Source organism: Micromonospora sp. CA-244673 (assembly GCF_050948395.1).
In the GTDB taxonomy this organism is placed as follows: Bacteria; Actinomycetota; Actinomycetes; order Mycobacteriales; family Micromonosporaceae; genus Micromonospora.
Genome location: NZ_CP192019.1, coordinates 6,707,084 through 6,733,733, shown reverse-complemented (window position 1 = coordinate 6,733,733; position 26,650 = coordinate 6,707,084). Strand labels below are relative to the sequence as shown.

The 26,650-nt window shown below is 74.9% G+C and carries 24 protein-coding genes and 1 riboswitch; of the genes, 13 read left to right on the top strand and 11 right to left on the bottom strand.

Going from position 1 to position 26,650, the window contains the following annotated elements; translation table 11 throughout:
• Window positions 1-82 precede the first annotated feature (82 nt).
• The 3 genes from ACQP12_RS31000 (at window position 83) to groL (ending at window position 3,805) form a co-directional block, all read left to right on the top strand.
• Window positions 83-286: a cold-shock protein gene (locus ACQP12_RS31000; RefSeq protein WP_067305333.1), complete on the top strand. Its 204-nt coding sequence runs from the start codon at window positions 83-85 to the stop codon at window positions 284-286.
• Between the two features lie 116 nt (window positions 287-402).
• Window positions 403-1,908: a hypothetical protein gene (locus ACQP12_RS30995; protein WP_433283578.1), complete on the top strand. Its 1,506-nt coding sequence runs from the start codon at window positions 403-405 to the stop codon at window positions 1,906-1,908.
• Between the two features lie 274 nt (window positions 1,909-2,182).
• A complete protein-coding gene (groL, locus tag ACQP12_RS30990) occupies window positions 2,183-3,805 on the top strand; it encodes a chaperonin GroEL (RefSeq protein ID WP_091317388.1) in 1,623 nt (540 codons plus the stop codon).
• A 67-nt stretch (window positions 3,806-3,872) separates the two neighbouring features.
• Here the strand turns inward: groL and ACQP12_RS30985 are convergent, their stop codons facing one another.
• From ACQP12_RS30985 to ACQP12_RS30975, 3 genes are all read right to left on the bottom strand, one after another.
• Complete coding sequence (locus ACQP12_RS30985) at window positions 3,873-4,115, bottom strand: hypothetical protein (protein WP_433283577.1); 243 nt, start codon at window positions 4,113-4,115, stop codon at window positions 3,873-3,875.
• Window positions 4,116-4,200: 85 nt separating this feature from the next.
• Window positions 4,201-5,130 (bottom strand): GNAT family N-acetyltransferase, encoded by a 930-nt coding sequence (locus ACQP12_RS30980; RefSeq protein ID WP_433283576.1) that lies wholly within the window; start codon window positions 5,128-5,130, stop codon window positions 4,201-4,203.
• 43 nt (window positions 5,131-5,173) lie between these two features.
• Complete coding sequence (locus tag ACQP12_RS30975) at window positions 5,174-7,765, bottom strand: S8 family serine peptidase (protein WP_433283575.1); 2,592 nt, start codon at window positions 7,763-7,765, stop codon at window positions 5,174-5,176.
• Between the two features lie 79 nt (window positions 7,766-7,844).
• On the opposite strand from ACQP12_RS30975, the gene ACQP12_RS30970 reads away from it, so the two are divergent.
• Window positions 7,845-9,656: a glycerol-3-phosphate dehydrogenase/oxidase gene (locus tag ACQP12_RS30970; protein WP_433289530.1), complete on the top strand. Its 1,812-nt coding sequence runs from the start codon at window positions 7,845-7,847 to the stop codon at window positions 9,654-9,656.
• 62 nt (window positions 9,657-9,718) lie between these two features.
• Entirely contained in the window at window positions 9,719-10,228 is a 510-nt protein-coding gene (locus ACQP12_RS30965) for a hypothetical protein (protein ID WP_433283574.1), read from the top strand.
• A 3-nt stretch (window positions 10,229-10,231) separates the two neighbouring features.
• On the opposite strand, the gene ACQP12_RS30960 is transcribed toward ACQP12_RS30965, so the two are convergent.
• Window positions 10,232-11,632, bottom strand: a complete 1,401-nt coding sequence (locus tag ACQP12_RS30960; RefSeq protein ID WP_433283573.1) for an FAD-binding oxidoreductase — start codon at window positions 11,630-11,632, stop codon at window positions 10,232-10,234.
• Window positions 11,633-11,689: 57 nt separating this feature from the next.
• Here ACQP12_RS30960 and ACQP12_RS30955 point away from each other — a divergent pair, with 57 nt between their 5' ends.
• On the top strand, window positions 11,690-12,028 hold the full coding sequence (locus tag ACQP12_RS30955; RefSeq protein WP_357941499.1) for a DUF4031 domain-containing protein: 339 nt from the start codon (window positions 11,690-11,692) through the stop codon (window positions 12,026-12,028).
• Here the strand turns inward: ACQP12_RS30955 and ACQP12_RS30950 are convergent.
• Window positions 12,000-12,635: an HD domain-containing protein gene (locus ACQP12_RS30950; protein ID WP_433283572.1), complete on the bottom strand. Its 636-nt coding sequence runs from the start codon at window positions 12,633-12,635 to the stop codon at window positions 12,000-12,002. The genes ACQP12_RS30955 and ACQP12_RS30950 overlap by 29 nt on opposite strands.
• 74 nt (window positions 12,636-12,709) lie before the next feature.
• On the opposite strand from ACQP12_RS30950, the gene ACQP12_RS30945 reads away from it, so the two are divergent.
• The gene (locus ACQP12_RS30945) at window positions 12,710-13,969 is read left to right on the top strand and encodes an FUSC family protein (RefSeq protein ID WP_433289528.1); all 1,260 of its coding nucleotides are present in this window, start codon (window positions 12,710-12,712) and stop codon (window positions 13,967-13,969) included.
• A gap of 7 nt (window positions 13,970-13,976) precedes the next feature.
• Here the strand turns inward: ACQP12_RS30945 and ACQP12_RS30940 are convergent, their stop codons facing one another.
• Window positions 13,977-15,239, bottom strand: coding sequence for an aminotransferase class V-fold PLP-dependent enzyme (locus ACQP12_RS30940; protein WP_433283571.1), 1,263 nt, complete (start codon window positions 15,237-15,239; stop codon window positions 13,977-13,979).
• 52 nt (window positions 15,240-15,291) lie between these two features.
• Window positions 15,292-15,412: riboswitch (SAM riboswitch) on the bottom strand.
• Between the two features lie 23 nt (window positions 15,413-15,435).
• Here ACQP12_RS30940 and ACQP12_RS30935 point away from each other — a divergent pair.
• Window positions 15,436-16,920, top strand: a complete 1,485-nt coding sequence (locus ACQP12_RS30935) for a PrsW family intramembrane metalloprotease (RefSeq protein ID WP_357941493.1) — start codon at window positions 15,436-15,438, stop codon at window positions 16,918-16,920.
• Between the two features lie 21 nt (window positions 16,921-16,941).
• On the opposite strand, the gene ACQP12_RS30930 is transcribed toward ACQP12_RS30935, so the two are convergent.
• Together ACQP12_RS30930 and ACQP12_RS30925 are read right to left on the bottom strand one after the other, a co-directional pair.
• A complete protein-coding gene (locus ACQP12_RS30930) occupies window positions 16,942-17,109 on the bottom strand; it encodes a hypothetical protein (protein ID WP_262282836.1) in 168 nt (55 codons plus the stop codon).
• Window positions 17,110-17,179: 70 nt separating this feature from the next.
• On the bottom strand, window positions 17,180-17,527 hold the full coding sequence (locus ACQP12_RS30925) for a GroES family chaperonin (protein WP_357941490.1): 348 nt from the start codon (window positions 17,525-17,527) through the stop codon (window positions 17,180-17,182).
• A gap of 170 nt (window positions 17,528-17,697) precedes the next feature.
• On the opposite strand from ACQP12_RS30925, the gene ACQP12_RS30920 reads away from it, so the two are divergent.
• Window positions 17,698-18,963 (top strand): AI-2E family transporter, encoded by a 1,266-nt coding sequence (locus ACQP12_RS30920; protein WP_433289525.1) that lies wholly within the window; start codon window positions 17,698-17,700, stop codon window positions 18,961-18,963.
• A gap of 53 nt (window positions 18,964-19,016) precedes the next feature.
• Here ACQP12_RS30920 and ACQP12_RS30915 read toward each other — a convergent pair whose 3' ends face one another.
• Window positions 19,017-21,155, bottom strand: coding sequence for an ATP-dependent DNA helicase (locus ACQP12_RS30915; RefSeq protein ID WP_433283570.1), 2,139 nt, complete (start codon window positions 21,153-21,155; stop codon window positions 19,017-19,019).
• A 124-nt stretch (window positions 21,156-21,279) separates the two neighbouring features.
• Between ACQP12_RS30915 and ACQP12_RS30910 the strand changes: the two genes are divergently transcribed.
• Window positions 21,280-21,786, top strand: a complete 507-nt coding sequence (locus tag ACQP12_RS30910) for a DUF402 domain-containing protein (RefSeq protein WP_151463380.1) — start codon at window positions 21,280-21,282, stop codon at window positions 21,784-21,786.
• A 9-nt stretch (window positions 21,787-21,795) separates the two neighbouring features.
• Here the strand turns inward: ACQP12_RS30910 and sigJ are convergent, their stop codons facing one another.
• A complete protein-coding gene (gene sigJ, locus ACQP12_RS30905) occupies window positions 21,796-22,749 on the bottom strand; it encodes an RNA polymerase sigma factor SigJ (RefSeq protein WP_433283569.1) in 954 nt (317 codons plus the stop codon).
• Window positions 22,750-22,865: 116 nt separating this feature from the next.
• On the opposite strand from sigJ, the gene ACQP12_RS30900 reads away from it, so the two are divergent.
• From ACQP12_RS30900 to ACQP12_RS30890, 3 genes are all read left to right on the top strand, one after another.
• Window positions 22,866-23,855: a PPK2 family polyphosphate kinase gene (locus tag ACQP12_RS30900; protein ID WP_433283568.1), complete on the top strand. Its 990-nt coding sequence runs from the start codon at window positions 22,866-22,868 to the stop codon at window positions 23,853-23,855.
• Between the two features lie 120 nt (window positions 23,856-23,975).
• Window positions 23,976-24,602, top strand: a complete 627-nt coding sequence (locus tag ACQP12_RS30895; RefSeq protein ID WP_387108511.1) for a DUF47 domain-containing protein — start codon at window positions 23,976-23,978, stop codon at window positions 24,600-24,602.
• A 4-nt stretch (window positions 24,603-24,606) separates the two neighbouring features.
• Entirely contained in the window at window positions 24,607-25,611 is a 1,005-nt protein-coding gene (locus ACQP12_RS30890; protein ID WP_357941481.1) for an inorganic phosphate transporter, read from the top strand.
• 42 nt (window positions 25,612-25,653) lie between these two features.
• Here ACQP12_RS30890 and ACQP12_RS30885 read toward each other — a convergent pair whose 3' ends face one another.
• Window positions 25,654-26,622 (bottom strand): Gfo/Idh/MocA family protein, encoded by a 969-nt coding sequence (locus tag ACQP12_RS30885; RefSeq protein WP_433283567.1) that lies wholly within the window; start codon window positions 26,620-26,622, stop codon window positions 25,654-25,656.
• Between the last annotated feature and the right edge of the window lie 28 nt (window positions 26,623-26,650).

Genomic DNA, 26,650 nt, shown 5'->3' with positions numbered 1-26,650 from the left:
GATCGCTGAGCCGGTGGCCCACCGGTGCCGGTCCGCCGGTTCCCGGGGTCGTGGAACGCCGCGCAGAGTGAGGAAGTGCACCGTGGCACAGGGCACCGTGAAGTGGTTCAACTCCGAAAAGGGCTACGGCTTCATCGCCGTCGACGGCGGGCAGGACGTCTTCGTCCACTTCTCCGCGATCGAGATGGACGGCTACAAGGCGTTGGACGACGGCCAGCGGGTCGAGTTCGAGATCGCCCAGGGCCAGAAGGGCCCGCAGGCCGAGCGGGTTCGCGTCATCGCCTGATCCTCCGTGGCCGCCGCCCGATCGGCGGCCGCGTCACCCCGACGAGGGGGCTGCGGCGCAGGCCCGCGCCGTGGAAGATCATGGACCGTTCCAGCCGCCGCTGCTGAGGAGGGTTCATGTCCGACCTGCCCCCGTCGGGTTCCACCGAGCCGGTGCCCCCGGCGTCGCCCGGTGTCCCGGTCGACCCGACCCGGTCCACGCCGCCGGCCGCCGCGCCGGCCCCGGCGTCGGGGCATGCGGTCGACCCCACCGCGCCCGGCTCGACCACCCCGACCGATCCGGCCAGCCCCGCGACGCCGGCTGATCTGATCCGGCCCGCCACTCCGGCCGGCCCCGCCGTGCCGGCGCAACCCGGCCCGTCGACCGACCCTGCGGCTCCCGCCCAGGCCGGCCCGTCGACCGACTCTGCGGCTCCCGCCCAGGCCGGCCCGTCGACCGACCCTGCGGCTCCCGTCCAGGCCGGCCCGTCCGGCGATGCCGTCGCGCCCGCCCAGCCCGCCTCGCCGGCCAGCCCGGGCGGGTTCGCCGTTCCGGGGCAGCCAGGGCCCGAGGGGTGGGGCGGCGTCGCCGGCCAGCCGGGAGTCGGCGGGCAACCCTGGGACGCGGACCCGGCCGGGCCGCCGCAGGGCTGGGCCTGGCCGGCCGGTGGCCCTCCGCAGCCCGGGGCGCCCTACCCCGGCTACCCGCTTCCCGGGGCGGCCTACCCCGGCCACCCGCTGCCCGGGGCGGCCTACCCCGGCTACCCGCTGCCCGGCCAGCCGTACGGCTGGCACCCGGGTCTCGACCCGCAGGATCCGCTGGTCACCCCGCCGCACGCGGGCGTCGGCGGCTGGTTCAGTCGGTGCGGGGGCGCGCTGCGGCGCGGCTGGCGGCAACTCCTGCCGATCATGCTGCTCACCCAGACCGTTCCGGCGGCCGTGATCGCGGTGATCTCGCTCGCCCTCGCACCGACCGAGCAGCCGGTCACCGGCGCGGACGGCGCCCCGGTGCTGCCGAGCGGCTACTTCGAGCACGTGTTCGCCTTCTACGGCGCCGTGCTCCTCGCCGCGCTGATCTTCGGCCCACTGCAGAGCGCCGGCTGGGCCGCCGGCACCTGGGTGGTCGCCCGCCAGGCGGCCGGTGAGCCGGTCGGGGTCGGGGCGGCGCTCCGCTACGGGCTGCGCCGCGCCCTCGGCCTCTGGGGCTGGACCATCGTGGCCTCGTTGCTCATCACGGTCGGCGCCTGCTTCTGCCTGCTGCCCGGCCTGTACGCGGCGTTCGCATTTGCCCTGTTCGGCCCGATCTACCTGTTCGAGCGGCAGGAGCCGATCGGCCGGGCCTGGCGGATGTTCCACCAGCGGTTCGGCATGGTGCTCGGCCGGGTGGCGCTGGTCATCGGCGTGCTGATCGCCGCCGCGGTGCTGGACGGCGCGCTCGGGCTGGTCAACCAGCTCGTCTTCGGGGTGGACCCGATGGCCGCTCCGGGCACGGCCGCGGGCGCCGTGACGCTGGCCGTGGTGGGCGCGGTGCTGGCGACCCCGGCCTATCTGGCGCAGCTCGTCGGGCTGGTCGCCACGTACGCCGAACAGCGGGCCCACGAAGGCCCGGTGAAGGCCGCCCGACTGGCCGCGGAACTCGGCTGAGCGGGGGCAGCGTGCTTGCACTCGGCTAGGGAGAGTGCTAAACAAGTCATTGGCACTCGCGTACGGTGAGTGCCAATGGTCGGGACGGTAGGGCCACGGTCGTGCCGGTGTCGAGATGGCGCCGGAGCGGCACGGGCCGGTCGTCGCGGGCTGTCCGGCCCGACCGAGGAGACGTCGTCGTCGCCAGGTGGCGACGTCCCCAAGGTGCGTACACCAGACGGCCCATCCGGGGAATCCCCGGGTGGCCCGTGAGTGTCCAGGAGGACAACGCCGTATGGCCAAGATGATCGCGTTCGACGAAGAGGCGCGCCGCGGCCTCGAGCGGGGCATGAACCAGCTCGCCGACGCCGTGAAGGTGACCCTCGGCCCCAAGGGCCGCAACGTCGTGCTCGAGAAGAAGTGGGGTGCCCCCACCATCACCAACGATGGTGTGAGCATCGCCAAGGAGATCGAGCTCGAGGACCCCTACGAGAAGATCGGCGCCGAGCTGGTCAAGGAGGTCGCGAAGAAGACCGACGACGTGGCCGGTGACGGCACGACGACGGCGACCGTCCTGGCCCAGGCCCTGGTCCGTGAGGGCCTGCGCAACGTGGCCGCCGGCGCCAACCCGATGGCCCTGAAGCGGGGCATCGAGGCGGCCGTGGCCAACGTCTCGGAGGAGCTGCTGAAGCTCGCCAAGGACGTGGAGACCAAGGAGCAGATCGCCTCCACCGCCTCCATCTCCGCCGCTGACCCCAGCGTCGGTGAGATCATCGCCGAGGCGATGGACAAGGTGGGCAAGGAAGGCGTCATCACCGTCGAGGAGAGCAACACCTTCGGCCTCGAGCTCGAGCTCACCGAGGGCATGCGCTTCGACAAGGGCTACATCTCCGCCTACTTCATGACCGACCCGGAGCGTATGGAGGCCGTCTTCGACGACCCGTACCTCCTGATCGTCAACAGCAAGATCTCCTCGGTGAAGGACCTGCTCCCGATCCTGGAGAAGGTCATGCAGTCGGGCAAGCCGCTGCTGATCATCTCCGAGGACATCGAGGGTGAGGCCCTGGCGACCCTGGTGGTCAACAAGGTCCGTGGCACCTTCAAGTCGGTCGCCGTCAAGGCGCCGGGCTTCGGTGACCGCCGCAAGGCCATGCTGGCCGACATCGCCATCCTCACCGGTGGTCAGGTCATCAGCGAGGAGGTCGGCCTCAAGCTCGACGCCGTCAGCCTCGACATGCTGGGCCGCGCCCGCAAGGTCGTGGTGACCAAGGACGAGACCACCATCGTCGACGGTGCCGGCGACGCCGACCAGATCCAGGGCCGGGTCAACCAGATCCGGGCCGAGATCGAGAAGAGCGACTCCGACTACGACCGCGAGAAGCTGCAGGAGCGCCTGGCCAAGCTGGCCGGCGGTGTTGCGGTGATCAAGGTTGGCGCGGCCACCGAGGTCGAGCTGAAGGAGCGCAAGCACCGCATCGAGGACGCCGTCCGCAACGCGAAGGCCGCCGTCGAGGAGGGCATCGTCCCGGGTGGTGGCGTCGCGCTGGTGCAGGCCGGCAAGACCGCCTTCGACAAGCTGGACCTGGCCGGCGACGAGGCGACCGGCGCGCAGATCGTCAAGATCGCGCTGGACGCCCCGCTGCGGCAGATCGCCGTCAACGCCGGCCTCGAGGGTGGCGTCGTCGTCGAGCGCGTCCGCAACCTCGACCCGGGTCACGGCCTCAACGCCGCGACCGGCGAGTACGTGGACCTGCTGGCCGCGGGCATCATCGACCCGGCCAAGGTGACGCGTTCCGCCCTGCAGAACGCCGCCTCGATCGCCGCGCTGTTCCTCACCACCGAGGCCGTCGTGGCGGACAAGCCGGAGAAGACCCCGGCCGCCCCGGCTGGCCCGGGTGGCGGGGAGATGGACTTCTGAGTCCAGCTTCACCAGCACGCCGAAAGGGGGCGGGCCGCGTCAGCGGTCCGCCCCCTTTCCGTCTGTCTCAGGTCGGCAGTCGGCGCTGGTTGCGCCGCTTGTGCGCCCGGTCGTAGGGCGGCGTGAGCCGGATCGGTTCGTCCACCGGTTGCAGTGGTTCCTCGGCGGAGGGTCCATCCGCCGCGGTCATTTCCGCGAGCTGTTCGGCGTCGCCGAAGTCGAGCCGGTCGAACGGCAGTTGGCCGGGAAGCTCGCCGACCGGTCGCCAGCTCGCCGGCTGGTCGTCGGTCCGTTCGTCGTCCGTGGTCATGCCCGCCTCCTCTAATTCCCGACCGTAGGGGCCGGTCGATGGCCGAGGAGGCCGAACGGCATTATTGCCGTCTATGTCACTTTAGTTACTTCTGTCCGTTCAGTGCCTTCCGGTACAGGAAGAACACCCGCTCGATCCGCGCGCCCGCCGCCCCCGAGTAGAACGGCACCGGGCCCACCCAGCCGATCTGCGCCGCCCCGATCCCGGCCGCCGCCTGGTCGCGCAGGCAGCGCCGCAGCAGCACCCCGCCGATCCCCGAACCCTCGGCCGCCGGCGCGGTTCCCATCGGGCCGAACCAGCTCGGCCGCGACGAGCCGTAGGCGGCGAAGCCAAGGATCTCGCCGTCCCGCTCGGCCAGGTGCGCGCCGGCGTCCGGCCGCCCGACCGAGCCGGCCAGCTCGCCGTCCCAGGCGCCGCCGAAGGTGGCGCGGGCGAACTCCGCCAGCGCCGGCAGGTCCGCCGGCTCGGCCCGGCGTACGGTCACGCCCCGCCCGGCCAGCCGCCGCTCGGCAGCCTCGGTGGAGCGCAGTGCCGCCGAGCCCTCGCCCAGGTCGGCGGTCATGTTCCAGGCCGTCCGGTCCTGGCGGTAGCCGAGCCGCAGCGCGGCGCAGACCGCCGGGGTGTAGCGCACGTCGATGCCGGGCCAGGCGTAGTGCGGGGGGTTCCCGGCCAGCAGCAGCTCGGCGGCACCGAGCCCGGCGAGCCGGGCCTCCGCCCCGGCCAGCAGCGACCCGCCGATCCCCTGTCGGCGCTCCTCCGGCGCCACCGCCACCAGGTCGACGTGACCGACCCGCGGATCCCGCGCGGACAGCGAGCCGACCAACACCCCGACCAGCGTGCCGCCGCGGACCGCGCCGAGCCGCAGCACCGACCGGTCGGCCGCCGCGCGGTCGGCCAGGGTGGCCACGATCGCCGGCGCCTCGGCGGCGTCCTCCGGCAGGTCCAGGGCGCGCCGGCAGAGGTCGACGACCTCGGGCAGGCGGTCCGGGCCCAGCTCGATGATCTCCACGTCCATGGACGCCGACCCTAGGCCATCCGCCGGGCAATGGACAGGGTTGTTAACCGAGGTCGGCGGCGCGGGCGGCGCGGACCGCCGCGTACGCGTCGACCAGCCCCGCACCGGCGAGGTTCCGGGTGCCGCCGCAGGGCGCGTCCGCGGGTGTCACGGCCGGCGTGGCGGTGTCGGTCAGGATGCGCCGGGTGCGGTCCAGGTCGCCGACCAGCGCCGGGTTGGCCGACCACATGAGCGCCACCACGCCGGCCACCTGCGGGGTCGCCATCGAGGTGCCGTCCAGGGTGGCGTAACCACCCCCGGGGTACGCCGACGGCACCCCGGCTCCCGGCGCGACCAGGTCCGGCTTGGCGGCACCCCCGGCCACCGGCCCCCGGCTGGAGAACTCGGTGAGCCGGCGGGCCCGGTCGACCGCGCCGACCGTGAGCACGTCCGGGTACGGCGCCGGCGGGTCGGCGATGGAGCCGCAGTACGGGCCGGTGTTGCCGGCGGCGGCCACCACCAGGATGCCGGCCGCGGCCAGCGCGGCGGTCGCCGGGCGCAGCGCCCCCGGGTCGCAGCCCTCGACCGGCGGGCAGCCCCACGAGTTGGTCAGCACCTCCGGGGCCCGTTGCGGCCGCCCGTCGGTGAGCGGATTCCCGCCGGGCGGGAACGGGGCCAGCATGAACTGCAGGCAGTCCAGGTAGCGCGCCGGGCTGCCCAGGTTGCGGTCGAGGTTGACGCAGCCGACCCAGCTCGCGCCGGGAGCCACCCCGATCCCGTTGCGGCCCACCGCGCTGCCCACCGTGTGCGTGCCGTGGCCACCCCGGTCGGCCGGCGTGGGGCGGTGCTCCCAGGGGTCGTACCAGGAGTCGTCGCCGCCCCGGAAGCCGGCGGCCAGGGCCGGGTGCCGGCCGTCCACTCCGGAGTCCGAGCTGCCCACCACCACGCCGGCGCCGGTCACACCCAGCTCCGACCAGACCCGGTCCGCGCCGATTAGCGAGACGTTCCAGGCCGGACCGGTCGGCGCCGGCACGTCGCCCCGGGTCGGCGGCGCCGCCGCGGGCAGCGGGCGCAGCCGCTGGCTGACCAGCACCCGCGCCACCTCCGGTCGACCGGCGAGCCAGGCCCGGACCGCCGGCCCACCGTCCGTCTCGATGGCGTTGACCAGGTAGTACGGCGTCGGGTGCAGGCGCAGCCGGTCCAGCTCGCGGCGCAGGTCGCCCTGGCTACGTTCGGCCGTGGCCACCAACCGCCGGTAGACCTCGGCCGCCCGGGCGTCCCGGCCGGCCCGGCCGGGCGCCCCCGCGGGGATGCCGGACAGATCGGCCTGCTCGCGGAGCACCACCAGAAGCCGTTCCCCGTGCAGGCCGGGTTGCCCGGGGACGGCGTACACCACGACGAGGGCGGCGAGCAGGGATGCCGCGGCGAGCCCGGCCAGGCCGCGCCGGGGCGCGCGGGCGCGGGGCCGGGCGAGCAGCACGCCGTACCCGACGGCGAGCAGGACCGCGACGGCGAACGCCGCGCCGGCCGCGACCGCGACCCAGAACGGGACGTCGCGGGTGGTCGCCAGCAGGACGGTGACCTCCTCCGGGTCGGTGAACGCCAGCGGCCCGAGCAGCGCGAGCCCGACCAGCCAGCGCACCGGCCCGCGCCCGGCCGGACGGCCGGCGTGCCGGGCCGCCGCGTCCAGCGCGCCCAGCACGAAGCCGAGCGGCGGCAGCAGGAGCAGCCCCGGCAGTTGGGCGCCGGACTGACCGGCCCCGGCACCCAGGAGCGCCAGGGTCACCCCGGCGACCAGCCCGCCGACCAGCACGAGCCGGGCCGGCCGGGGCGGCGCGCCGACCGCGAAGGCCGCCCAGAACGTGGGGCCGAGGAGCACGCCGGCGAGCGCGCCGAGCGCGGCCGCGGCCAGCCCGGCGAGCAGGGTCTCCAGCGCGCCGCCCAGCGCACCCACCCAGGCCCACGGCAGCAGCGACGCCAGCCCGGCGGCCACCGCCAACAGCGTCACCGGCCCGAACCGCCCACCCCGTCCACCGGGACCGGCCGCGCCGCTACCGGGACCGGCCGGCGTGCCGCCCGGCACCGGCGCCCCCTCGGGCGCCGACGGGACGGACGGCGCCGGGCCGCCGCCGGGTGCCGGCGGGACGGACGGCGCCGGGCCACCGCTACGCGCTGGCGGGATGGACGGCGCCGGGCCACCGCCGGGCGCCGGCGGGGTGGACCTCCGGCGGGTCAACCAGGCGAGGACCAGCGCGAGCAGCGCGGCGGTCGCGGCCAGCGCCGCCAGGTACGCCTCGTGGTGCACCGGCGGCAGCGCCCGGAGCAGGGTCAGCGCCCCGAGCGCGAGCGTGCCGGCCAGCCAGGCGCGGCCGGTCGCCCGGATCGCGGGGGAGCGCGGGAGCAGCGCGAGCGCCAGTGTGGGCGCGCCCACCAGCAGCACGGTGACCAGCGCGACCACCGGCCAGACGGCCACCGTGCGGTCCAGGCCGGAGACGAGGACCAGCTGGTCGAACACCCAGCCGACGAGCTGGCCCGGCACGGTGACCAGCACGGCCCAGACGCCGGTCACCACCGCGGCGACCACCGGCCACGGCCCGGCGCCCGGGCGAGGGGGATGGGACGGAGGGACGGGAGCGGTGGGTGGGCCGGCCTGCATGGCCCTCACCGTACGGCCCGGCGGGTACCTGCCGCCGGAGTGCGGCGCCGGTTACGGTGGACACGTGCGCGACCCCAACGTGTCCCGATCCGCGGCCGGTCAGCTCTCCGCCGAGCGCCGCGCCGACGACCTGCGCCGACTCCGCGCCGAGCGGTTCGACGTGCTGGTCATCGGCGGTGGCGTGACCGGTGCGGGCGCCGCGCTCGACGCCGCGTCCCGCGGCCTGAAGGTGGCTCTGGTGGAGGCGCGCGACCACGCCGCCGGCACCTCCAGCCGGTCCAGCAAGCTGATCCACGGCGGCCTTCGCTACCTGGAACAGCTGGAGTTCCACCTGGTGCACGAGGCGCTGACCGAGCGCGGGCTGCTCGCCACCCGGCTCGCCCCGCACCTGGTGCGCCCGGTGCCGATCCTGGTTCCGCTCCCCGCCGAGGGCGGGCTGCGCGACCTGCCCCGCCGGTTCTTCCGCCGCTCCTACTACGGCGCCGGCGTGGCCGCGTACGACGTCTTCGCCGGGCTGTTCGGGGGCGGGCGCGGCATGCCGCTGCACCGGCACCTGAGCCGGGAGGGCGCCCACCGGATCTTCCCGAGCCTGCGGCCCGACCGTCTGGCCGGGGCGATCCGCTACTACGACGGCCAGGTCGACGACGCCCGCCTGGTGGTGACCCTGGCCCGCACCGCGGCGAGCCTCGGCGCGACCGTGGTGACCAGCGCCCGGGCGGTCGGCCTGGTCCGGCAGGCCCGGGAGGTCACCGGGGTCCGGGTCCGTGACCTGGAGGCGCCCGCCGGCTCGCCGGACGCCGAGTTCGAGGTACGCGCCCGCACGGTGATCGCCGCGACCGGCGTGTGGAGCGACGACATGTCCCGGATGCTCAATGACGTCGGGCTGCGCCCCGGCTTCCGGGTCCGGGCCTCCAAGGGCGTGCACCTGGTGGTGCCCCGCTCGGCGATCACCGGTGAGGCCGGCCTCATCCTGCGCACCGCCACCAGCGTGCTGTTCGTCATCCCGTGGGGCGGCCACTGGATCATCGGCACCACCGACACCGACTGGCGGCTGGACCGGTCCCACCCGGCGGCCACCGCGAAGGACATCGACTACCTGCTGGAGCAGGTCAACGCGGTGCTGGACCGCCCGCTCACCACGGCCGACATCGAGGGTGTCTACGCCGGGTTGCGCCCGCTGCTGGCCGGCGAGGCGGATTCCACCTCCAAGCTCTCGCGGGAGCACGCGGTCATCGAGCCGATGCTCGGGCTGCTGCTGGTGGCCGGCGGCAAGTACACGACGTACCGGGTGATGGCCTCCGACGTGGTCGACCGGGCGGTGCACCGGCTGGGCTGGACCCGGCCGTCGCGCACGGCCGACCTGCCGCTGCTCGGCGCCGACGGGTACGCGGCCATGTGGCGGGACCGGGCCGACCTGGCCCGCCGGCACGGGGTGCCGGTCGGGGTGGTGGAGCACCTGCTGGAGCGCTACGGCACCCTCACCCTCGACCTGCTCGCCCTGGTCAACGCCGATCCGCTGCTCGGCTCCCCGCTGGCCGGCGCACCGGAATACCTGGCCGCCGAGGTGACCTATGCGGCCCGCGCCGAGGGGGCGCTGCACCTGGAGGACGTGCTGACCCGGCGTACCCGGATCTCCATCGAGACCAGTCACCGCGGCCTGGAGTCGGCGGAGCACGCCGCGGAGCTGATGGGTGCGGTGCTCGGCTGGGACGAGGCGACCCGCGCCCGCGAGGTGGCCAACTACCGGGCCCGGGTGGAGGCCGAGCGGCAGTCGCAGCTGATGGCGGACGATGTGGCGGCCGACGCGGCCCGGCTGGGCGCGCCGGACGTGCGCGGGTTCGCGGCGGATCGGGGCGGCGACGGCGACAGCGTCGGACTGCCCTCGCGGTGACCCGCCGGTAACGTCGTTCCGGAGGGTTCCGGGCTTACCTACGGAAGTGTAGGTTTCCCCGCGTGGTTCGCCCATCCTGGTCGCGCGTCCGTTCTTTGTCCGTCGGCGTCCTGTTGGCGGTCGCCCTGTCCGGCTGCTCGCTCTTCGGTCGGGCCGAGGGCGCCACCACACCGGGCAAGGCGGACGCCCCCTCGCCGACACCCGAGGGGCGGCGGGTCTCCCTGGTGCAGCAGGTCGGGTCGGGCGGGCCGCCGCGCACCCTGGAGGTGGAGCCGACCGGGCGGTGGCAGTGCCGCGACTGCGCGGGCGACGGTGTCGACTCGACCGGGGCGTTCACCCCCGATCAGACGCAGCGGTTGCAGCGGATGCTCGCCGATCCGGCCCTGGCGCAGGAGACCGACGAGGCCCGGCACTACAAGCAGGGCTGCATCGACGCGCTGACCTCGACGCTGCTGATCCCGCCGGGGCTGACCGTCACCATCCAGGACTGCCCGGGCGAGCCCAAGCCGCCGGTGGCCTACCAGGTCCTGCTGCTGATCACCCAGTCCACCCCGGCCGAGGACAAGGGCTGAGCCTCAGCAGACCTTGCCGGGGTTGAACAGCCCCGCCGGGTCCAGCGCGGCCCTGATCGCCTGGTGCACCCGGACGCCGACCGGGCCGATCTCCCGGGCCAGCCAGTCCCGCTTGAGCAGGCCCACGCCGTGCTCGCCGGTGCAGGTGCCGCCCAGCTCCAGCCCGAGCCGCATGATCTCGTCGAACGCCCGCCGCCCGCGCGCCAGGCTGGCCGGGTCGGCCCGGTCGACCACGATGTTCGGGTGCATGTTGCCGTCGCCGGCGTGTCCCACCACGCCGATCGGCACGGCGCACTCCTCGGCGATGCGGGCCACCCCGTCCAGCAGCGCCGCGAGCGCGCCCCGCGGCACCGCCACGTCGTCGATGACCAGGCCGCCGTTGCCGCCGGGGAAGGCGTCCGCGGCGAACTTCTCCATGGCCGGGTGGGCCAGCCGCCGGGCCTGGAGCAGGGCGGCCGCCTCGGCCGCGTCGGTGGCGGCGTAGACCTCGTCGGCCCCCGCCGCCGTGCACACCTCGGCGAGCCGGGCCAGGTCGTCGGCCGCCCGGGAGCCGGTGTCCACGGCCGCCAGCAGCAGCGCCTGGGCGTCGGTGCGCAGCCCCATCGGCCGGTACGCCTCGATGGCCCGCAGGTGGGTGCGGTCGAGCAGTTCCAGCAGGCTGGGGGTGAGCCCGCGCGCGGCGATCCCGGCCACCGCCGTGCCGGCCGCGGCCGTGGTGGGGAAGACCGCGACCAGGGTCAGCGACTCCTCGGGCGCCGGGCGCAGCGCCACGGTCACCTCGGTGATCACGCCGAGGGTGCCCTCCGAGCCGACGAAGAGCCGGGTCAGGTCGTAGCCGGCGACGCCCTTGGCGGTGCGCCGGCCGGTGCGCAGCACCTCGCCGGAGGCGAGCACCACCTCCAGCCCGAGCACGTACTCGGTGGTCACGCCGTACTTCACGCAGCACATGCCGCCGGCGTTCGTGGCCACGTTGCCGCCGATGGTGGACGACTCCCAGGAGCCGGGGTCGGGCGGATACCAGAGGCCGTGCTCCCGGACCGCCCCGGCCAGGGTCGCGTTGACCACGCCGGGCTGCACGACGGCGATCCGGCTGACCGGGTCGACCTCCAGGATCCGGTCCATTGCCACGGTGCTCAGCACCACCGCGCCGTCCACCGCGTTCGCCGCGCCGGCCAGCCCGGTCCGCGCCCCCTGCGGCACCACGGGTACGCCGTGCCGGGCCGCCGCGCGGACCACCGCCACCACCCCCGCGGTGTCGCGCGGGCGGACCACCACGAGCGGGGTGCCCGCCTCGCACAGGTCGGCCTCGTCCCGCGCGTGGGTCGCCAACAGGTCGGGGTCGGTCAGCACGGCGGCGTCGCCGAGAGCGGTCCGCAGGTCGTCGAGGAGGGGATGGCCGGCCATGCCGGGAAGGCTAGGTCGTGCCGGCGGGGATGACCAACCGGCGTACCGTTGGTCGCCATGCTCTACCTCGACCCGCCCTCGGTGCCCTCGCGGGGGCGGCTCTGGTCGCACCTCGTGAGCGATGTCTCGTACGCCGAGCTGCACGCCTTCGCCGAGGCGCTGGGCCTGCCCCGGCGCGGCTTCGACCGGGACCACTACGACCTGCCGGCCGAACGCGTCCCGGTGGCCGTCTGGCTGGGCGCCCGGCTCGTCCCGTCCCGCGAGATCGTCCGCCTTCTCCGCGCCGCCGACCTGCGCCGCCCCAAGCCCCGCGCGGTCCCCGAGCCCCCTGCGGTCCCCGCTCCGGCCGGGCCGCGGGACGCCGGGATCAGTTCAGGGTCGCGAGTTCCCGGGTGAGGTTGGCGCGGGCGCGGGGCTCCCAGCGGGTGTGCGGCTCGGGCAGCCGGTAGAGCGCGGGCAGGGCCAGCAGGCCGGTCAGCACGGCGGCCCGGCCGGCGCGGAAGTCCGGGTCGGGGACGTGGGCGTACTCGCGGCGGACCGCGGCGGCGTAGCTGTCGTAGTCGGCGGGCGGGGCGGCCAGGACCGCCAGGTCGGCATCGCAGAGCAGGGCCCCGTCCGGGTCGTCCCGCCCGACCGCGTGGCCGGCCGTGAGCAGCACCAGCCGGCGTACCCCGGTCACCGCGTCCGCCGGCAGCCCGGCGGCGGCGAGCAGGTCCCCGGCCAGCTCGGCGCTGGCCCGCTCGTTGGCGTCACCGCCGGCCCGCGGGTCGTAGACCGCGTCGTGGCACCACGCCGCCAGCCGGACCAGGTCCGGGCGGCGGGCCGACCCGGCGTACGCGTCGACCACGTCGAGCACCGCCCGCAGGTGCGTCACCGTGTGGTAGTGCCGGTGCGGCTCCCGCCAGCCGGCCAGCAACCGCGCCCCGGCCCGCTCGACGCCGGCCGGGTCGGTCGCACCCGCCGCCCGGGCCGCGTCCCGCCACCGTTCGATCAGCTCGTCCACCCGGTGCAGTCTGCCCCACCGTGGCCGGTGCGCAGGATTCACCGGGGGTGGGACGGGTAGTCCCGGCCATGGCCGTGGCCCGGGACCGACGACCGCCGTTCTTCCGGCGTACCGCGCTGCGCCAGGGACTGGTCGACGTCGACGGGGCCCGGATCTCCGAGGCCGTCGAGCAGCTCCGGCACCGGAGCAGGGCCACCCTGCACGACCGGCTGCACCGGGTGCGCACGGCGGGCGGCCTGGCGGTCCAGGCGGGTCTCGCGGCCGGCCTGGCCTACCTGATCTCCCATGTGGTGCTGAAGAATCCGCAGCCGGTGTTCGCGCCGATCTCGGCGGTGGGCACCCTGGCCGCCTCGGTCGGCCAGCGGTTCCGCCGCACCGTCGAGCTGATCCTCGGGGTGGCGGTCGGGGTCGCCGTCGGCGACCTGCTCATCTACTTCCTCGGCACCGGCGCCTGGCAGCTCGGCCTGGTGGTCACCGCGGCGATCCTGCTGACCGTCTTCGCCGGGGCCAGCGTCGCCATCGTGATCCAGGCGGCGGCCACCGCCGTGCTGATCGTGACGCTCAGCCCGTCGACGCAGAACCTGGAGATACCCCGCTTCGTCGACGCCTTCATCGGCGGCGGCATCGCGCTGCTGGTCACCGCGATCCTGCTGCCGCTCAACCCGCTACGCGTGATCAACCGGGCGGCCCGGCCGGCGCTGGACCTGCTCGCCGGGCAGCTGGACATCTGCGCGGAGGCGCTGCGTAGCAGGGACCGGGGCACGGCCCAGCAGGCGCTGTTCCGGCTCCGGGAGAACAAGGACGAGCTGGCCGCGCTCTCCGAGGCCATCGAGGGCGCCAAGGAGACCATCACCATCTCGCCGGCGCGCTGGCACCGGCGGGACGAGCTGACCCACTACGCCGAGGCGGCGGACCCGATCGACCGGGCCATGCGGAACAGCGGCACGCTGATCCGCCGCTCGGTCACCATGATCGAGGACGAGGAACCCGTGCCGGAGCCGATGCCCGACTCGATCGCCCACCTGGCCGAGTCGGTACGCCTGCTGCGGCACGAGTTCGCCGCCGGGGAGGAGCCGGAGAAGGCCCGGGAGCGGTCACTGCGCGCCGTCAGCGAGGCCGGCCGGGCGTACGCCGAGGGGGTGGGTTTCTCCGGCAGCGTGGTGATCGCCCAGGTGCGGACCACGGCGAGCGACCTCCTGGTCGCCTCCGGCGTCGACCAGGAGGACGCGAACCGCCTGGTCCGCGAGGCGTTCGGCGACCGCGAGCAGCGTTCGGGCGAGACCACCGAGCAGAACGGCGATGCCAAACCCCCCACGGCGCCCCCGGTCGGCTGACCTCGACTCAGGGGAGGGTCGCCAGGGCGGTCAGGAGGGTGTCGACGTCGGCGCGGGTGGTGCCCAGGCCGAGGCTGGCGCGGAGAGCGGTGGGGGGCAGGTCACCGCGGCCGCTGCGGGTTGCCGCCTCGGTCAGCAGGCGGCGGGCGAGCGGGTGGGCGCAGAACAGGCCGTCCCGGACGCCGATCCGGTGCGCGGTCGCCAGATGGGCGGCCACCTCGGCGGAGTCCCGGCCGGCGACCACGAAGCTGACGATGCCCACCCGGGGTGCGTCCGGGCCGAAGGTGCGCAGCTCCACCACGTGCGGCAGGGCGGCGATGCCCGCCCGGAGCCGGGCCAGCAGCGCCTGCTCGCGGGCGTGCAGGGCGTCCCGGTCGGCGTCGGCCAGCGCCGCGCAGACCGCCGCCAGGGCCACCGCGCCGAGCAGGTTCGGGGTGCCCGCCTCGTGCCGGGCCGGGCCGGTCGCCCACCGCACCTCGTGGGTGGCCGCCCCGACGTGGCTGGTGGCCCCGCCGCCGGCCAGGTACGGCGGTGCCGCGTCCAGCCAGTCGGAACAGCCGACCAGCACGCCGGCGCCGAACGGGGCGTACAGCTTGTGGCCGGAGAGTGCCAGGTAGTCGACGTCCAGCGCGGCCAGGTCCACGGGGGCGTGCGGGGCGAGCTGCGCGGCGTCGACCAGGATCCGGGCGCCGTGCCGGCGGGCCACCCGGGCCAGGTCGGCCACCGGCCAGCGCTCCCCGGTCACGTTGCTCGCGCCGGTCACCGCGACCAGCACCGGCAGCCCGGGCCGGGCGTCGCGGGACAGTTCACTCAGGGCGGCGTCGAGGGAGCGGACCGCACCGCCCGGGCCGTCCGGCACCGGGAGCCGGACCGAGCCGCGCGGCCAGGGGAGCAGGTTCGCGTGGTGCTCGCCCGCGAAGGTGACCACCGTGGTGCCGGCGGGCAGGGCCCGGGCCAGCAGGTTCAGCGCGTCGGTGGTGTTGCGGGTGAAGATCACGTGATCGTCGGGGCGGGCGCCGAGAAAGTCGGCGACCGTCTCCCGGGCCCGCTCGTAGGCCAGTGTGCAGCGCCGCGACAGCGCGCCGGCGCCGCGGTGCACGCTCGCGTACCAGGGCAGCAGCTCGGCCACCGCGTCGGCCGCGGCCCGCGCGCACGGCGCGCTGGCCGCGTGGTCCAGGTTGATCTCCCCGGGTACGCCGAGCACGCCGAGCGGGTCCGGCCGGCTCGGCGTCGAGATGGTGGGCAGCGACGGTGCGAGGGTGACGGTCATGCCGGAGCCTCCCGGGTCCAGGGGGACCCCGGGTGGGTGGGCACCGGGACGGGGTCCGCGCTTGCCCAGCACGCGGTTCGGGCTGGGCCCGGTCATCACCCGGGGCACCCCACCGCGAACTCGACGAGGGTTGCCGGCCAGCAAGCCGGGGCTTGACGCTGGCACTCGTGACCTGTCCGGGAGCATAGCGGCCGCGATGCGACCGGACCAGTGGGTCCCGGGTGACTACGCTGACCGCATGGCCGTCACCCCGCCCGGCGGAGCCCTGCCGCCGCCGCCGACCGCGCCCGCCGTCCCGCCCGGGTCGCCGGCCCCCCGGATGCCGCTGCGCCGGCTCGGCTGGCGGCGGTTCCTGGCGCTGGCCGGTGTGGTGCTGCTGATCGCCGCGGGCGCGGTCTTCATGGTCTTCACGCTGGGCGAGAGCCTCGGCGCGGAGGCGCTGCTGGTCGGCGTCATCGCGGCGATCCTGCCGGTGCCGGTGCTGGTCTCCTGCTTCCTCTGGCTCGACCGCTACGAGCCGGAGCCGCTGAAGTACCTGATCTTCTGCTTCGCCTGGGGCGCGTTCGTCTCCACCGCCATCTCGCTGCTGGTCAACGAGACCGGCGCCCGGCTGTTCGACAGCTGGGGGCTGCCCTCGGCGCTGACCGCCGTGCTGGTCGCCCCGTTCATCGAGGAGCTGACCAAGGCCGCCGGCCCGCTGCTGCTGCTGATCTTCCGGCGCCGGGAGTTCTCCGGGATCACCGACGGCCTGGTCTACTGCGGGCTCTCCGCGGTCGGCTTCGCCATGGTGGAGAACATCCTCTACCTGGGCGGCTACGGCTACCGCACGGGCGTCGAGGAATACGGCCCGGCGACCGGCGCGCGCCAGGTGATCGCCATCTTCATCGTGCGGATCCTGCTCTTCGGCTTCGCCCACCCGCTGTTCACCTCGATGACCGGTGTGGGCCTGGGCGTCGCCGCGCGGACCGCCGACCGGCGGGTGCGGATCCTCGCCCCGATCGCCGGTCTGCTGCTGGCCATGATGCTGCACGGCACCTGGAACCTGCTGCCCTCGCTGGCCGCCGCCACCGGGCAGCCGCTGATCGCCCTCTACGGCTACATCGGCGTGATGGTGCCGATCTTCTTCGGCATGGTCGGGCTGGCCATCTGGCTGCGCGCCTGGGAGGGGCGGCTCACCGAGCGCACCCTGCCGGACTACGTCCGGGCCGGCTGGCTCACCCCGCCGGAGGTGGCCGCACTGGGCAGCCTGGGCCGGCGACACGCCGCGCGCACCTGGGCCCGGCGGGTGGCCGGGGACGGCGGGGTCAAGGCGATGCGCGGCTACCAGTTCGCCGCCACCCGGCTGGCCCTGCTGCGCGACGGGATGCGCCGGGGCCTGGACCGCAAGCCGGCCGAGCGGGACCGGACGGCGCGGGAGGAGCGGGAGCTGCTGGACGCTATCGGGGCGTACCGGGCGTTCTTCGTGGGTCGGGACCCGCAGGCGCCGGTCGGGGTCTGGGACGGGCAGCGCTACCACCTGCGCTTCCCGGACGGGTCGCGGCGCGCGGTCGAGGCTCCCGACGAGCCGGTGGTGCCGATCCCGGTGGTGCTGGCCCCGCCGCCACCGCCGGCCTTCCCGCCCGGCTACGGCCCGTCCGGCTGGCACGGCCACCGGTCGGCCGCCCCCTGGCCCCCGGCCTGACCTCGCCGTGCGCGGGGTGCGTCAGGTCATCAGGCCGGTGAGGAAGTCGCCGAGGCCCTGTGCGATGGCCATGAGGGCCACCCCGATCCCCTTGAACAGCTGGGCCGCGCCGTCCGGCCGGAAGGCCATGAAGTAGATCAGGAACGCGAGGAATCCCCAGGCGAGAATCTTCTTCACGACTACCGGCATGGTCCCTCCCCAGGGCGCGGTCGTGCCTGGGGCTTCCCGCCGGGCGGCGGCGCAAACGGCGGGGCCGCGCCTACAGGTAGAGGCCGGTCGAGCCGGTCGGCTCCCGCTCCACCCGCTCGGCCGCCACGGCGTGCACGTCCCGCTCGCGGAGCAGGACGTACGCGCGGCCGTGCAGTTCGACCTCCGAGCGGTCGTCGGGGTCGAAGAGCACCCGGTCCCCGGAGACGATGGAGCGGACGTGCGGCCCGACGCCCACGGCGGTGGCCCAGGCCAGCCGCTTGCCGACCGCCGCGGTGGCCGGGATCACGATGCCGGCGGTGGAACGGCGTTCCCCCTCGCCGTTCTCGGTACGCACCAGCACGCGGTCGTGCAGCAGGCGGATCGGCAGGCCGGCGTCGAGATTCTGGTCGGCGGTCACGCGAAGACGCTACCGCGTGCCCGAGGGTCGATCCCGGTGTGGTTGGGCCGGGCGACAGGGGGCAATGTGTGGCGGAGTCGCCCTAGGGTGGGGCGGACGGACGTATCCTGTCCACCCTGTGCCCCGGGGTGGACCAGTTGCGGGAGGTGCGCTTGAGCCGCTTCGAGCGGATGCGTGGACGGCTCCGCCGCGCGTACGAGTCCGGCCGCGAGTCGGCGCGGGCCCGGCGGACCGACCCGGACGAGCGCGTGGCCTCGCCCGCCTCGCCCGGCCCGGTGGCGCCCCCGACGGCGACCGTGGTGGCCGCGGAGCCCTCCGCCCCCGTGTTCGCCTCGACGAACAGCCAGGACGACGGGGAGGTGCCGCACGCGCTGCGGCTCGCCGCGGCCTGGTGCTGGCGGCTCATCGTCATCGGCATCGTCACCTGGTCACTGCTCAAGATCGTCGGCACGATCCGCATCGTGATCATCCCGCTGGCGGTCGCGCTGCTGCTCTCCGCGCTGCTCGCCCCGGCGGTCGGCTGGCTGCTCAGGGCCCGCCTGCCGCGCTCGCTGGCCACCGGCGTGGTGCTGGTCGGCGGCCTGGCCGCGGTGATCGGCACGCTGACCCTGGTGGTGAACGAGTTCATCCAGGGCGTGCCGGAGCTGAGCGAGAAGTCGTCGCAGGGCGTCCGGCAGATCCAGGACTGGCTCAAGACCGGGCCGCTGCACCTCTCCGACGGCCAGCTCAACCGCTACATCGACGAGGCGCAGAGCTGGATCAACGGCAACACCGAGAAGTTCACCAGCGGGGCGCTCAACACGGCGGCCACCCTGGCCGAGGTGCTCACCGGCACGGTGCTGGTGCTCTTCGCGACCTTCTTCTTCCTCCGGGACGGCAGCAACATCTGGCGGTTCCTGGTCCGGCTGCTGCCGGTGAACGCCCGCTGGAAGGTGGACGACGCCGGCCGGGCCTCCTGGGCGACGCTCGGCGCCTACGTCCGGGCCACCGTGCTGGTCGCCTTCATCGACGCCGTGGGCATCGGCATCTTCCTGGTCATCTTCGACATCCCGTTCGCGTTCCCGCTGGCCGCGCTGGTCTTCCTGGGCGCGTTCATCCCGATCGTCGGCGCCTTCCTGTCCGGCGTGGTGGCCGTTCTGGTGGCGCTGGTCGACAGCGGCCCGGTGACCGCGCTGATCATCCTGGGCGTGGTGATCGGCGTGCAGCAGGTCGAGGGGCACGTGCTCCAGCCGCTGATCATGGGCCGGGCGGTGGCCATCCACCCGCTCGCCGTGATCATCGGGATCGCCGCGGGGGTGGTGCTGGCCGGCATCGCGGGCGCGCTGGTCGCGGTGCCGCTGATCGCCGTGCTCAACACCGCGGTCCGCCGGCTCGCCGCGCGGACCGTGCCGGACACCCCGCCCGACGCCGTGGTGGTCGCCTCCCAGGCGCCCTGACCCGAGCTAGCCCTGGACGCCCGCGTCGCCCCCGCCCGGGGGAGGCGCGGGCGTCAGCTCTTTCCGAGCCGCTCCAGCGCGCCCCGGGCCACGTCGGGGCGGGTGGTGTACCAGAACGGGGGCAGCGAGCGGCGCAGGAACGGGCCGTAGCCCCGGGCGGTCTCCAACCGGGAGTCGAGCACCGCCACCACGCCCCGGTCGCCGGTGGCCCGGATCAACCGGCCGACCCCCTGGGCCAGCCGGACGGCCGCGATCGGCACGCTCACCGCCGCGAAACCGGAGCCGCCGCCGGCGTCGACGGCCGCCGCCCGGGCCGCCGCGAGTGGCTCGTCGGGCCGGGGGAAGGGCAGCCGGTCGATCACGACGAGCTGGCAGGAGTCGCCCGGCACGTCCACCCCCTGCCAGAGCGACATCACCCCGAACAGGCAGCTCTCCCGCTCCTCCCGGAACCGGCGGACCAGCAGCGGCAACGCCTCCTCGCCCTGGAGCAGCACCGGCAGGTCGGTGCGCGCGCGGAGCAGCTCCGCCGCCTGCTGCGCGGCCCGGCGGGAGGAGAAGAGCCCGAGGGTACGCCCACCGAGCGCTCCGACCAGCGCCAGCAGCTCCTCGCCCGCCGCCTCGGGCAGCCCCGAGACGCTGGGCCGGGGCAGGTGCGCGGCGACGTACAGGATGCCCTGCCGGGCGTAGTCGAAGGGCGAGCCGACGTCGAGCGACGTCCAGCCGGGCCCCTCGGTGGCCGGGACGGTGCCGGTCGCCGCCCGGCTGCCGTCGGTGCTCGCCACCGGCGGCGTGGTGCCGGCGCGGCCGGCGGCGGACGCGGTGGCCAGCGCGGCGGCGGCCGGGGACGGCGGGGCGGGCGGCGGCGCGTCCAGCCCCAGCGCCCGGGCCACCGTGTCGAACCGGCCGCCCAGCGCCAGGGTGGCCGAGGTGGCGACCACGGTGCGTTCGTCGTAGAGGTGGGTGGCGAGGGTGCCGGCGACCGAGAGCGGCGCCACCACGAGCGCCCGGCGGCTGCCGTTCTCCGGCTTCTCCACCCAGGCCACGTCGTGGTCGGCCTCCTCCAGCAGCCGCTGGGCGGTGGTGGAGAGCTCGTCCAGCACGGACTTGGCCTGCTGCTTGCGCACCGGGTCCGGGTCGTCGGCCTTGATGTCGCCGATCGCCTCCAGCGCGGCCCGGGTGGCGCCGTCGAGCAGGGTGCACGCCTCGCGCAGCGCGGGCGGCAGGCCGGCGGTGAGCCGCCCGGCCGGCGCCTCGGCCAGCCCCACGGCGAGCGCGTCGCCGGCCTCGGTGAGGCGTTCGGCCACCTCGGGGCGGAGCAGCGGCCGGGCCCGACGGGCGGACCGGTCGATGAGCTGGGGCTCCAGCTCGGCCTGCGCCGCCGACGAGACCCGGTCGGCCAGCTCGTGCGCCTCGTCGACCACGAGGAGCTTGTGCGGCGGCACGATGTGCCGGCCGGCGAGCATGTCGACGGCGAGCAGGCTGTGGTTGGTCACCACGATGTCGGCCTCGCGGGCGCGCGCCCGGGACGCCTCGGCGAAGCACTCCTGGCCGAACGGGCAGCGGGTGGCGCCCACGCACTCCCGGGCCGGCATCGAGATGCTCCGCCACACCTGGTCGTCCACGCCCGGGTCCAGCTCGTCGCGGTCGCCGGTGGCGGTCTCCTCCGCCCAGTCGCGCAGTCGCTGCATCTGCTTGCCGAGCCGGCCCGCCTCGCCGAGCCACTTCGTGCCGCCGGTGGGGCGCGGCGTGTCGAAGAGGGTGTCCTCCGGTTCCTCCTCGACCGAGCTGTCCAGCCGGGCCAGGCAGAGGTAGTGGTGCCGCCCCTTGAGCACGGCGAAGGTCGGGCGGCGTTTGAGCACCGGCTCGACGGCGTCGGCCAGCCGGGGCAGGTCGTGGTCGACCAGCTGGGACTGCAGCGCCAGGGTGGCGGTGGAGACCACCACGGGGCCGTCCACGGTGAGCGCCGGGGCCAGGTAGGCGAGCGACTTGCCGGTGCCGGTGCCGGCCTGCACCAGCAGGTGCTCGCCCGAGGCGATGCTCCGCTCGATCGCCTCGGCCATCTGCTGCTGGCCGGGGCGGGCCGCGCCGCCGGGGACCGCGCCGACCGCGGCGGCCAGCAGCTCGCCGCCGCCGGGCCGGCCGCCCCGGCGCTTCTTGGGAACGGGGCCGGTGGCGGTGCGGGGCGCGGTCACCGTGCGACCGTACCCGCCTCGGCCGACAGGGGGTGGGTCGCTCCGCCGCGTGGCGTGGGCGGCAGGTCGCGACCGGTTACCTGCCGATCGCGTCGCGTGGCCGGAATCGGTTAGGGTGCCAGTCATGCCGAGCGACGTGGTCCGCGTGATCTACCGCAAGTACGACGGCAGCGCACACCGCGACTACCCGGCCCGCCGCCTCGCCGAGGACGATCTCGGTGTCTGGCTCGGCGTCCCGGCCGGCACCGAATCGGTCTACCACGGCCGGCCCTCCGTCGAGCGGATCCCCTTCGTCCTGCTGGTGCCCCGGCAGGGCTGGTGGACCGGCATGTTCAACCCGCCCCCGCGCACCAGCGAGGTCTACTGCGACATCGCCACCCCGGCCCGCTGGGAGGGCGAGGAGACGGTCCACCTGGTCGACCTCGACCTGGACGTGGTGCGCCGGCGGGAGACCGGCCTGGTCGAGCTGCGCGACGAGGACGAGTTCGCCGAGCACCGGGCCCGCTGGGGCTACCCCGACGACGTGGTGGCCGAGGCCGAGGCCGCGGCCCGTTGGCTGCTCGGCGCGCTCGACGACGGCACCGAGCCCTTCGCCACCTCCTACCGGAAGTGGCTGGCCCTGGTGGTCTGAGCCGGGCCTTCACAAGCGCGGCGGCCAGTCCTCGCCCTCGATGCCGCTCAGGTGTGTCACCTTCTCCGGGTTGAGCTGGTTGAACACGCCGGTGACCCGCCCCTCGTGCACGGCGAACGAGGTGACCATCCGCAGCGGCCGCCCGTCCCGGAACACCGTCTCCGCCTGCCAGCCCAGCGTGCCGTCGACCAGCACCGGCCGGGCGTGCAGGGGGCCGCCCCAGCGGGCGGCCTGGCCGAAGAGGCCGAGGATGAACCGGCCGGCCAGCTCGGCGCCGACCACCGGCCGGCGGGCGGCCGGGAAGTGGCCGCCGCTGTCGCCGACCACCACCACGTCCGGTGCGAGCACCTCGACCAGCCGGTCCAGCTCCCCGGACTCGACCGCCGCCACGAACGCGGCGAGCACCTTGTGCTGCTCGGCCAGGTCGGCCGTGTGCCGGGGGACGTCCGGCGCGGTGACCGCGCGGCGGCCCCGGGAGGCGAGCTGCCGGGCCGCCGCGGGGCTCGTGCCGAGCACCTCGGCGACCGTCGCGAACGGCACGGCGAAGACGTCGTGCAGCACGAACGCCACCCGCTGCTCGGGGGTCAGCCGCTCCAGCACCACCAGGAGGGCGGTGCCGAGCTGGTCGGCCCGGACCGCCCGCTCGGCCGGGTCGGGGGCGAACCCGTCCGCGGTCGGCGCCGCGCTCACCACCGGCTCCGGCAGCCACTGACCGGGGTACGCCTCACGGCGCACCCGGGCGGACCGGAGCACGTCGAGGCAGATCCGCGAGCACGTGGTGGTGAGCCAGCCGCGCAGGTCACGGACCTGTTCGCGGGCGGCGGGGTCGGCGAGCGCGCCCGCGTAGCGCAGCCAGGTCTCCTGGACCGCGTCCTCGGCCTCGCTCCGGCTGCCCAGCATCCGCTGCGCCACCGCCAGGAGGTGCCCACGTTCCGCCTCGAACTCCGCCGCCCGCTCGTGCACGTCGCGCTCCTCCCGCCCGGAGTTCCCATTCTCCCCGTACCCCTGGATGCGCCGCCGCCCCCGGGTGTGACATCGCTCGGGAGGCGGGGGCGGGCGGGGTGGGTGAGGATCGTGGGATGAGCGGTGTCGACGAGGTGGTGCGACCCGAGGGCGGGTCGATGCGGGAGCTGCTCCGGGCCGGCCCGGGCGCGGTGGACCTGGCGGCGATCGACCCCCGGTCGACGCCGGGACTGCCCGCGGCGGCCGGGCGCGGCAAGGCGCGCAAGGAGTGGGCGCGCGGGCAGGTCGAGCTGCTCGGCGCGGAGCTCGGCCGGCAGCAGGAGATGCTGTACGCGTCCGCGAAGGTCGCGGCCGGCCCGGACAGCGCGACCAGCGCGCCCACCCAGGCCGGCGCCCACCTGTCCGGTGACCGCCCGCGCCGGGTGCTGCTGGTGCTCCAGGCCATGGACTGCGGTGGCAAGGACGGCACGGTCAAGCGGGTGGCCGGGGCCATGAACCCGCTCGGGCTGCACATCCGCTCGTTCGGCCCGCCCACGGAGGAGGAGCGGCGGCACGACTTCCTCTGGCGGATCCGCCGGGCCCTGCCGCCTCCCGGCTACGTGGGCGTCTTCAACCGCTCGCACTACGAGGACGTGCTCATCGCCCGGGTCGAGGGCCTGGTCGACGAGGCCACCTGGCGGGGCCGCTACGACCTGATCAACGACTTCGAGCGCGAGCTGGCCGGCAACGCGGTCACCGTGGTGAAGGTCATGCTGCACATCTCGCACGCCGAGCAGGGTGAGCGGCTGATGGAGCGGCTCACCGACCCGACGAAATACTGGAAGTACAACCCGAGCGACCTGGACACCCGGGCACGCTGGGACGAATACCAGGCCGCGTACGCCGAGGCGATCGAGCGGTGCGGCCCGGACGCCGCGCCCTGGTTCGTGGTCCCGGCGGACCGGAAGTGGTACCGCGACTGGGCGGTGGCGCACCTGCTCAGGGAGACGTTCGACGGGTTGGATCTGGGGTATCCGCCTGCCGATTTCGACCTCGCCCGGGAGCGGGACCGGCTGCGGAGCGAGGGCGGGACGGGGCAAGGTGAACAGCAGGTGAACGAGCGGTGAATCGGGCCTGACCAGGGGTGGGCCGGGCGTTGCCCGGTTCCACGGGGTACCTAGCATGCGCAGAGCAGACGCCTTCCGGGGCGACGGCCACCCTTCCACCGACACGACGAGGTCCGTGCTGTGAAGTTTTCCTTCCGTCCCACCGAGGGCGCCTTCTACGAGCTCTTCACCAGGGCCGCGCAGAACCTGGTGAAGGGGACCGAGCTGCTCAACGAGCTGGGCCTGCCGGATGTTGAGATCCAGTCGGTGAGCGAGCGGCTCACCGAGGTCGAGCACGACAGCGACCAGATCACCCACGCGCTCTACAAGAAGATCAACTCTACCTTCATCACCCCGTTCGACCGGGAGGACATCTACCGTCTGGGCTCGCTGCTCGACGACGTGATGGACCACCTGGAGGCGGTGGGCAACCTGCTCTACCTCTACGGCCTCACCAAGCTGCCCTCGCTGCCCCGCGAGATGCACGAGCTGGTGAACGTCCTCGACCAGCAGGCCAAGCTGACCGCCGAGGCGATGCCCCGGCTGAAGTCGATGAAGGATCTCGAGGACTACTGGATCGAGTGCAACCGGCTCGAGAACGACGGTGACCAGGCGTACCGGATGCTGCTGGTCCGCCTCTTCAGCGGTGAGTACGACGCGCTCACGGTGCTGAAGATGAAGGAGGTGGCCGACGAGCTGGAGGCCGCCTGCGACGCCTTCGAGCACGTGGCCAACACCGTCGAGACCATCGCGGTCAAGGAGTCCTGATCCCGTGACCCCCGAACTCATCGCCGTGCTGGCGGTGATCGTGGTCGCCATGGCGTTCGACTACACGAACGGCTTCCATGACGCGGCGAACGCGATCGCCACCAGCGTGTCCACCCGGGCGCTGACCCCCCGGGTCGCCCTCGCGCTGGCCGCCGTGGGCAACTTCGTCGGCGCGCACTTCGGCGCCGGGGTGGCCAAGACGGTCGGCGACGGCCTGGTGACCCTGCCGCCCGGGGTGGCCAGCCTCGGGGTGGTCTTCGCCGGCGTGCTCGGCGCGATCGCCTGGAACCTGATCACCTGGTACTTCGGCCTGCCGTCGTCCTCCTCGCACGCCCTCTTCGGCGGCCTGGTCGGCGCCACCCTCTTCGCCTCCGACGGCGTCGTGCAGTGGGGCAACATCCTCGAGAAGGTCATCATCCCGATGGTGCTCTCGCCGGTGGTCGGCCTGGTGCTCGGCTTCCTGCTGATGCTGGCGATCCTGTGGCTGTTCCGGAAGGGGCAGCCCGGCAAGCTCAACCGGGGCTTCCGCTGGGCGCAGACCCTCTCGGCCGCCGCCATGTCGGTCGGCCACGGCATGCAGGACGCCGCGAAGACCATGGGCATCATCGTGCTGGCCCTCTACACCGGCGGTTTCCAGGAATCCAAGACGCACATCCCGCAGTGGGTGTTCTGGACCTCGGCGGCCATGCTGGCGGCCGGCACCTACGCGGGCGGCTGGCGGATCATCCGGACCCTGGGCCGGAAGATCATCGACCTGGGCCCGCCGGAGGGCTTCGCGGCCGAGACCGTGGCCAGCGCCGTGCTCTACTTCAACGCCCTGGTGCTCAAGGCCCCCATCTCCACCACCCACACGATCACCTCGGCGATCATGGGTGTCGGCGCGACCAAGCGGCTCTCCGCGGTCCGCTGGAACGTGGCCGGCAACATCGTCATCGCCTGGATCATCACGTTCCCGGCCGCCGCGGCCATCGCCTGCCTGGCGTACCTGCTGGTCCGCCCGCTGTTCTGAGCGACCGGCGTCGAGGGGTTCCCCGCCGTGGCGGGGGACCCCTCACGCGTAGGAGACGCCGATCCGGGCCTTGATGTCGTCCAGCAGGCCCATCACCTCCAGGGTGGCGGCGTGCGGCACCAGCGGGCTCTCGATGAGCCCGGCCGCCAGGCAGCGCTGCACCTCGACGGCCTCGTGCTGATAGCCGCCGCCGGTCAGGTCGGCCGGGATGGTCTCCGGCTCGGCGCCGAGCCGGTGCAGCACCGCGGCGCCGGGCCGGTAGAACGGCTCCGGCAGGTCGATCCGCCCGGTCGTGCCGGTGATCGCGGCGGTGATCGCGGTGGCCCCGACCATCCCGCAGCTCAGCGTCGCCACCGCCCCCGAGTCCCAGCCCAGGACGATGCCCGTGTTCTCGTCCACGTCCTCCGGGCTCAGCTTCGCCCAGGCGTGCACCTGCTGCGGCACGCCGAGCACCAGGTGGGCCAGGCTCAGCGGGTAGACGCCGAGGTCGAGCAGGGCGCCGCCGCCCAGCGTGCGAGCCCGCATCCGGTGCTCCGGCGGGAACGGGCCGGCCGCGCCGAAGTCCGCCCGGACGTGGGTCACCGCACCGATCGCGCCGTCCCTGATCAGCTCCAGCACCCGCAGGATCAGCGGGTTGGTGCGCATCCACATGGCCTCCATGAGGAAGAGACCCCGGGCGCGGGCCGTCTCGACCAGCTCGGTGGTGGTGGCCAGGTCGAGCGTGCAGGGCTTCTCCACCAGCACGGCCTTGTCGCCGGCCAGGCAGGTGAGGGCCGCCTCGTGGTGGGCGGCGTGCGGGGTGGCGACGTAGACGACGTCCAGGTCCGGGTCCGCGGCCAGTTCCGCCCAGGAGGCGTACGCCCGGGGGATGTCGTGGCGCCGGGCGAACAGCTCGGCGCTCTCCCGGGTACGCGAGCCCACCGCCACCAGCTCGGCCCCCGGCGCCAGTCGCAGGTCCTCGGCGAAGCGGGCGGCGATGTTTCCGGTGGCCAGGATTCCCCAACGCGTCATGCCGGCACGCTATCCCGCGCCGTCGCGC

Bases quoted from the DNA above. Each gene is read 5' to 3' on its own strand.
- ACQP12_RS30985 (WP_433283577.1), bottom strand. From the start codon at position 4,115: ATGACCACGGACGACGAACGGACCGACGACCAGCCGGCGAGCTGGCGA.
- ACQP12_RS30920 (WP_433289525.1), top strand. From the start codon at position 17,698: ATGCGTGGACGGCTCCGCCGCGCGTACGAGTCCGGCCGCGAGTCGGCG.
- groL (WP_091317388.1), top strand. From the start codon at position 2,183: ATGGCCAAGATGATCGCGTTCGACGAAGAGGCGCGCCGCGGCCTCGAG.
- ACQP12_RS30995 (WP_433283578.1), top strand. From the start codon at position 403: ATGTCCGACCTGCCCCCGTCGGGTTCCACCGAGCCGGTGCCCCCGGCG.
- ACQP12_RS30975 (WP_433283575.1), bottom strand. From the start codon at position 7,765: ATGCAGGCCGGCCCACCCACCGCTCCCGTCCCTCCGTCCCATCCCCCT.
- ACQP12_RS30940 (WP_433283571.1), bottom strand. From the start codon at position 15,239: ATGACCGTCACCCTCGCACCGTCGCTGCCCACCATCTCGACGCCGAGC.
- ACQP12_RS30900 (WP_433283568.1), top strand. From the start codon at position 22,866: ATGAGCGGTGTCGACGAGGTGGTGCGACCCGAGGGCGGGTCGATGCGG.
- ACQP12_RS30885 (WP_433283567.1), bottom strand. From the start codon at position 26,622: ATGACGCGTTGGGGAATCCTGGCCACCGGAAACATCGCCGCCCGCTTC.
- ACQP12_RS30910 (WP_151463380.1), top strand. From the start codon at position 21,280: ATGCCGAGCGACGTGGTCCGCGTGATCTACCGCAAGTACGACGGCAGC.
- ACQP12_RS30960 (WP_433283573.1), bottom strand. From the start codon at position 11,632: ATGGCCGGCCATCCCCTCCTCGACGACCTGCGGACCGCTCTCGGCGAC.
- ACQP12_RS30930 (WP_262282836.1), bottom strand. From the start codon at position 17,109: ATGCCGGTAGTCGTGAAGAAGATTCTCGCCTGGGGATTCCTCGCGTTC.
- ACQP12_RS30955 (WP_357941499.1), top strand. From the start codon at position 11,690: ATGCTCTACCTCGACCCGCCCTCGGTGCCCTCGCGGGGGCGGCTCTGG.
- ACQP12_RS30935 (WP_357941493.1), top strand. From the start codon at position 15,436: ATGCGACCGGACCAGTGGGTCCCGGGTGACTACGCTGACCGCATGGCC.
- ACQP12_RS30980 (WP_433283576.1), bottom strand. From the start codon at position 5,130: ATGGACGTGGAGATCATCGAGCTGGGCCCGGACCGCCTGCCCGAGGTC.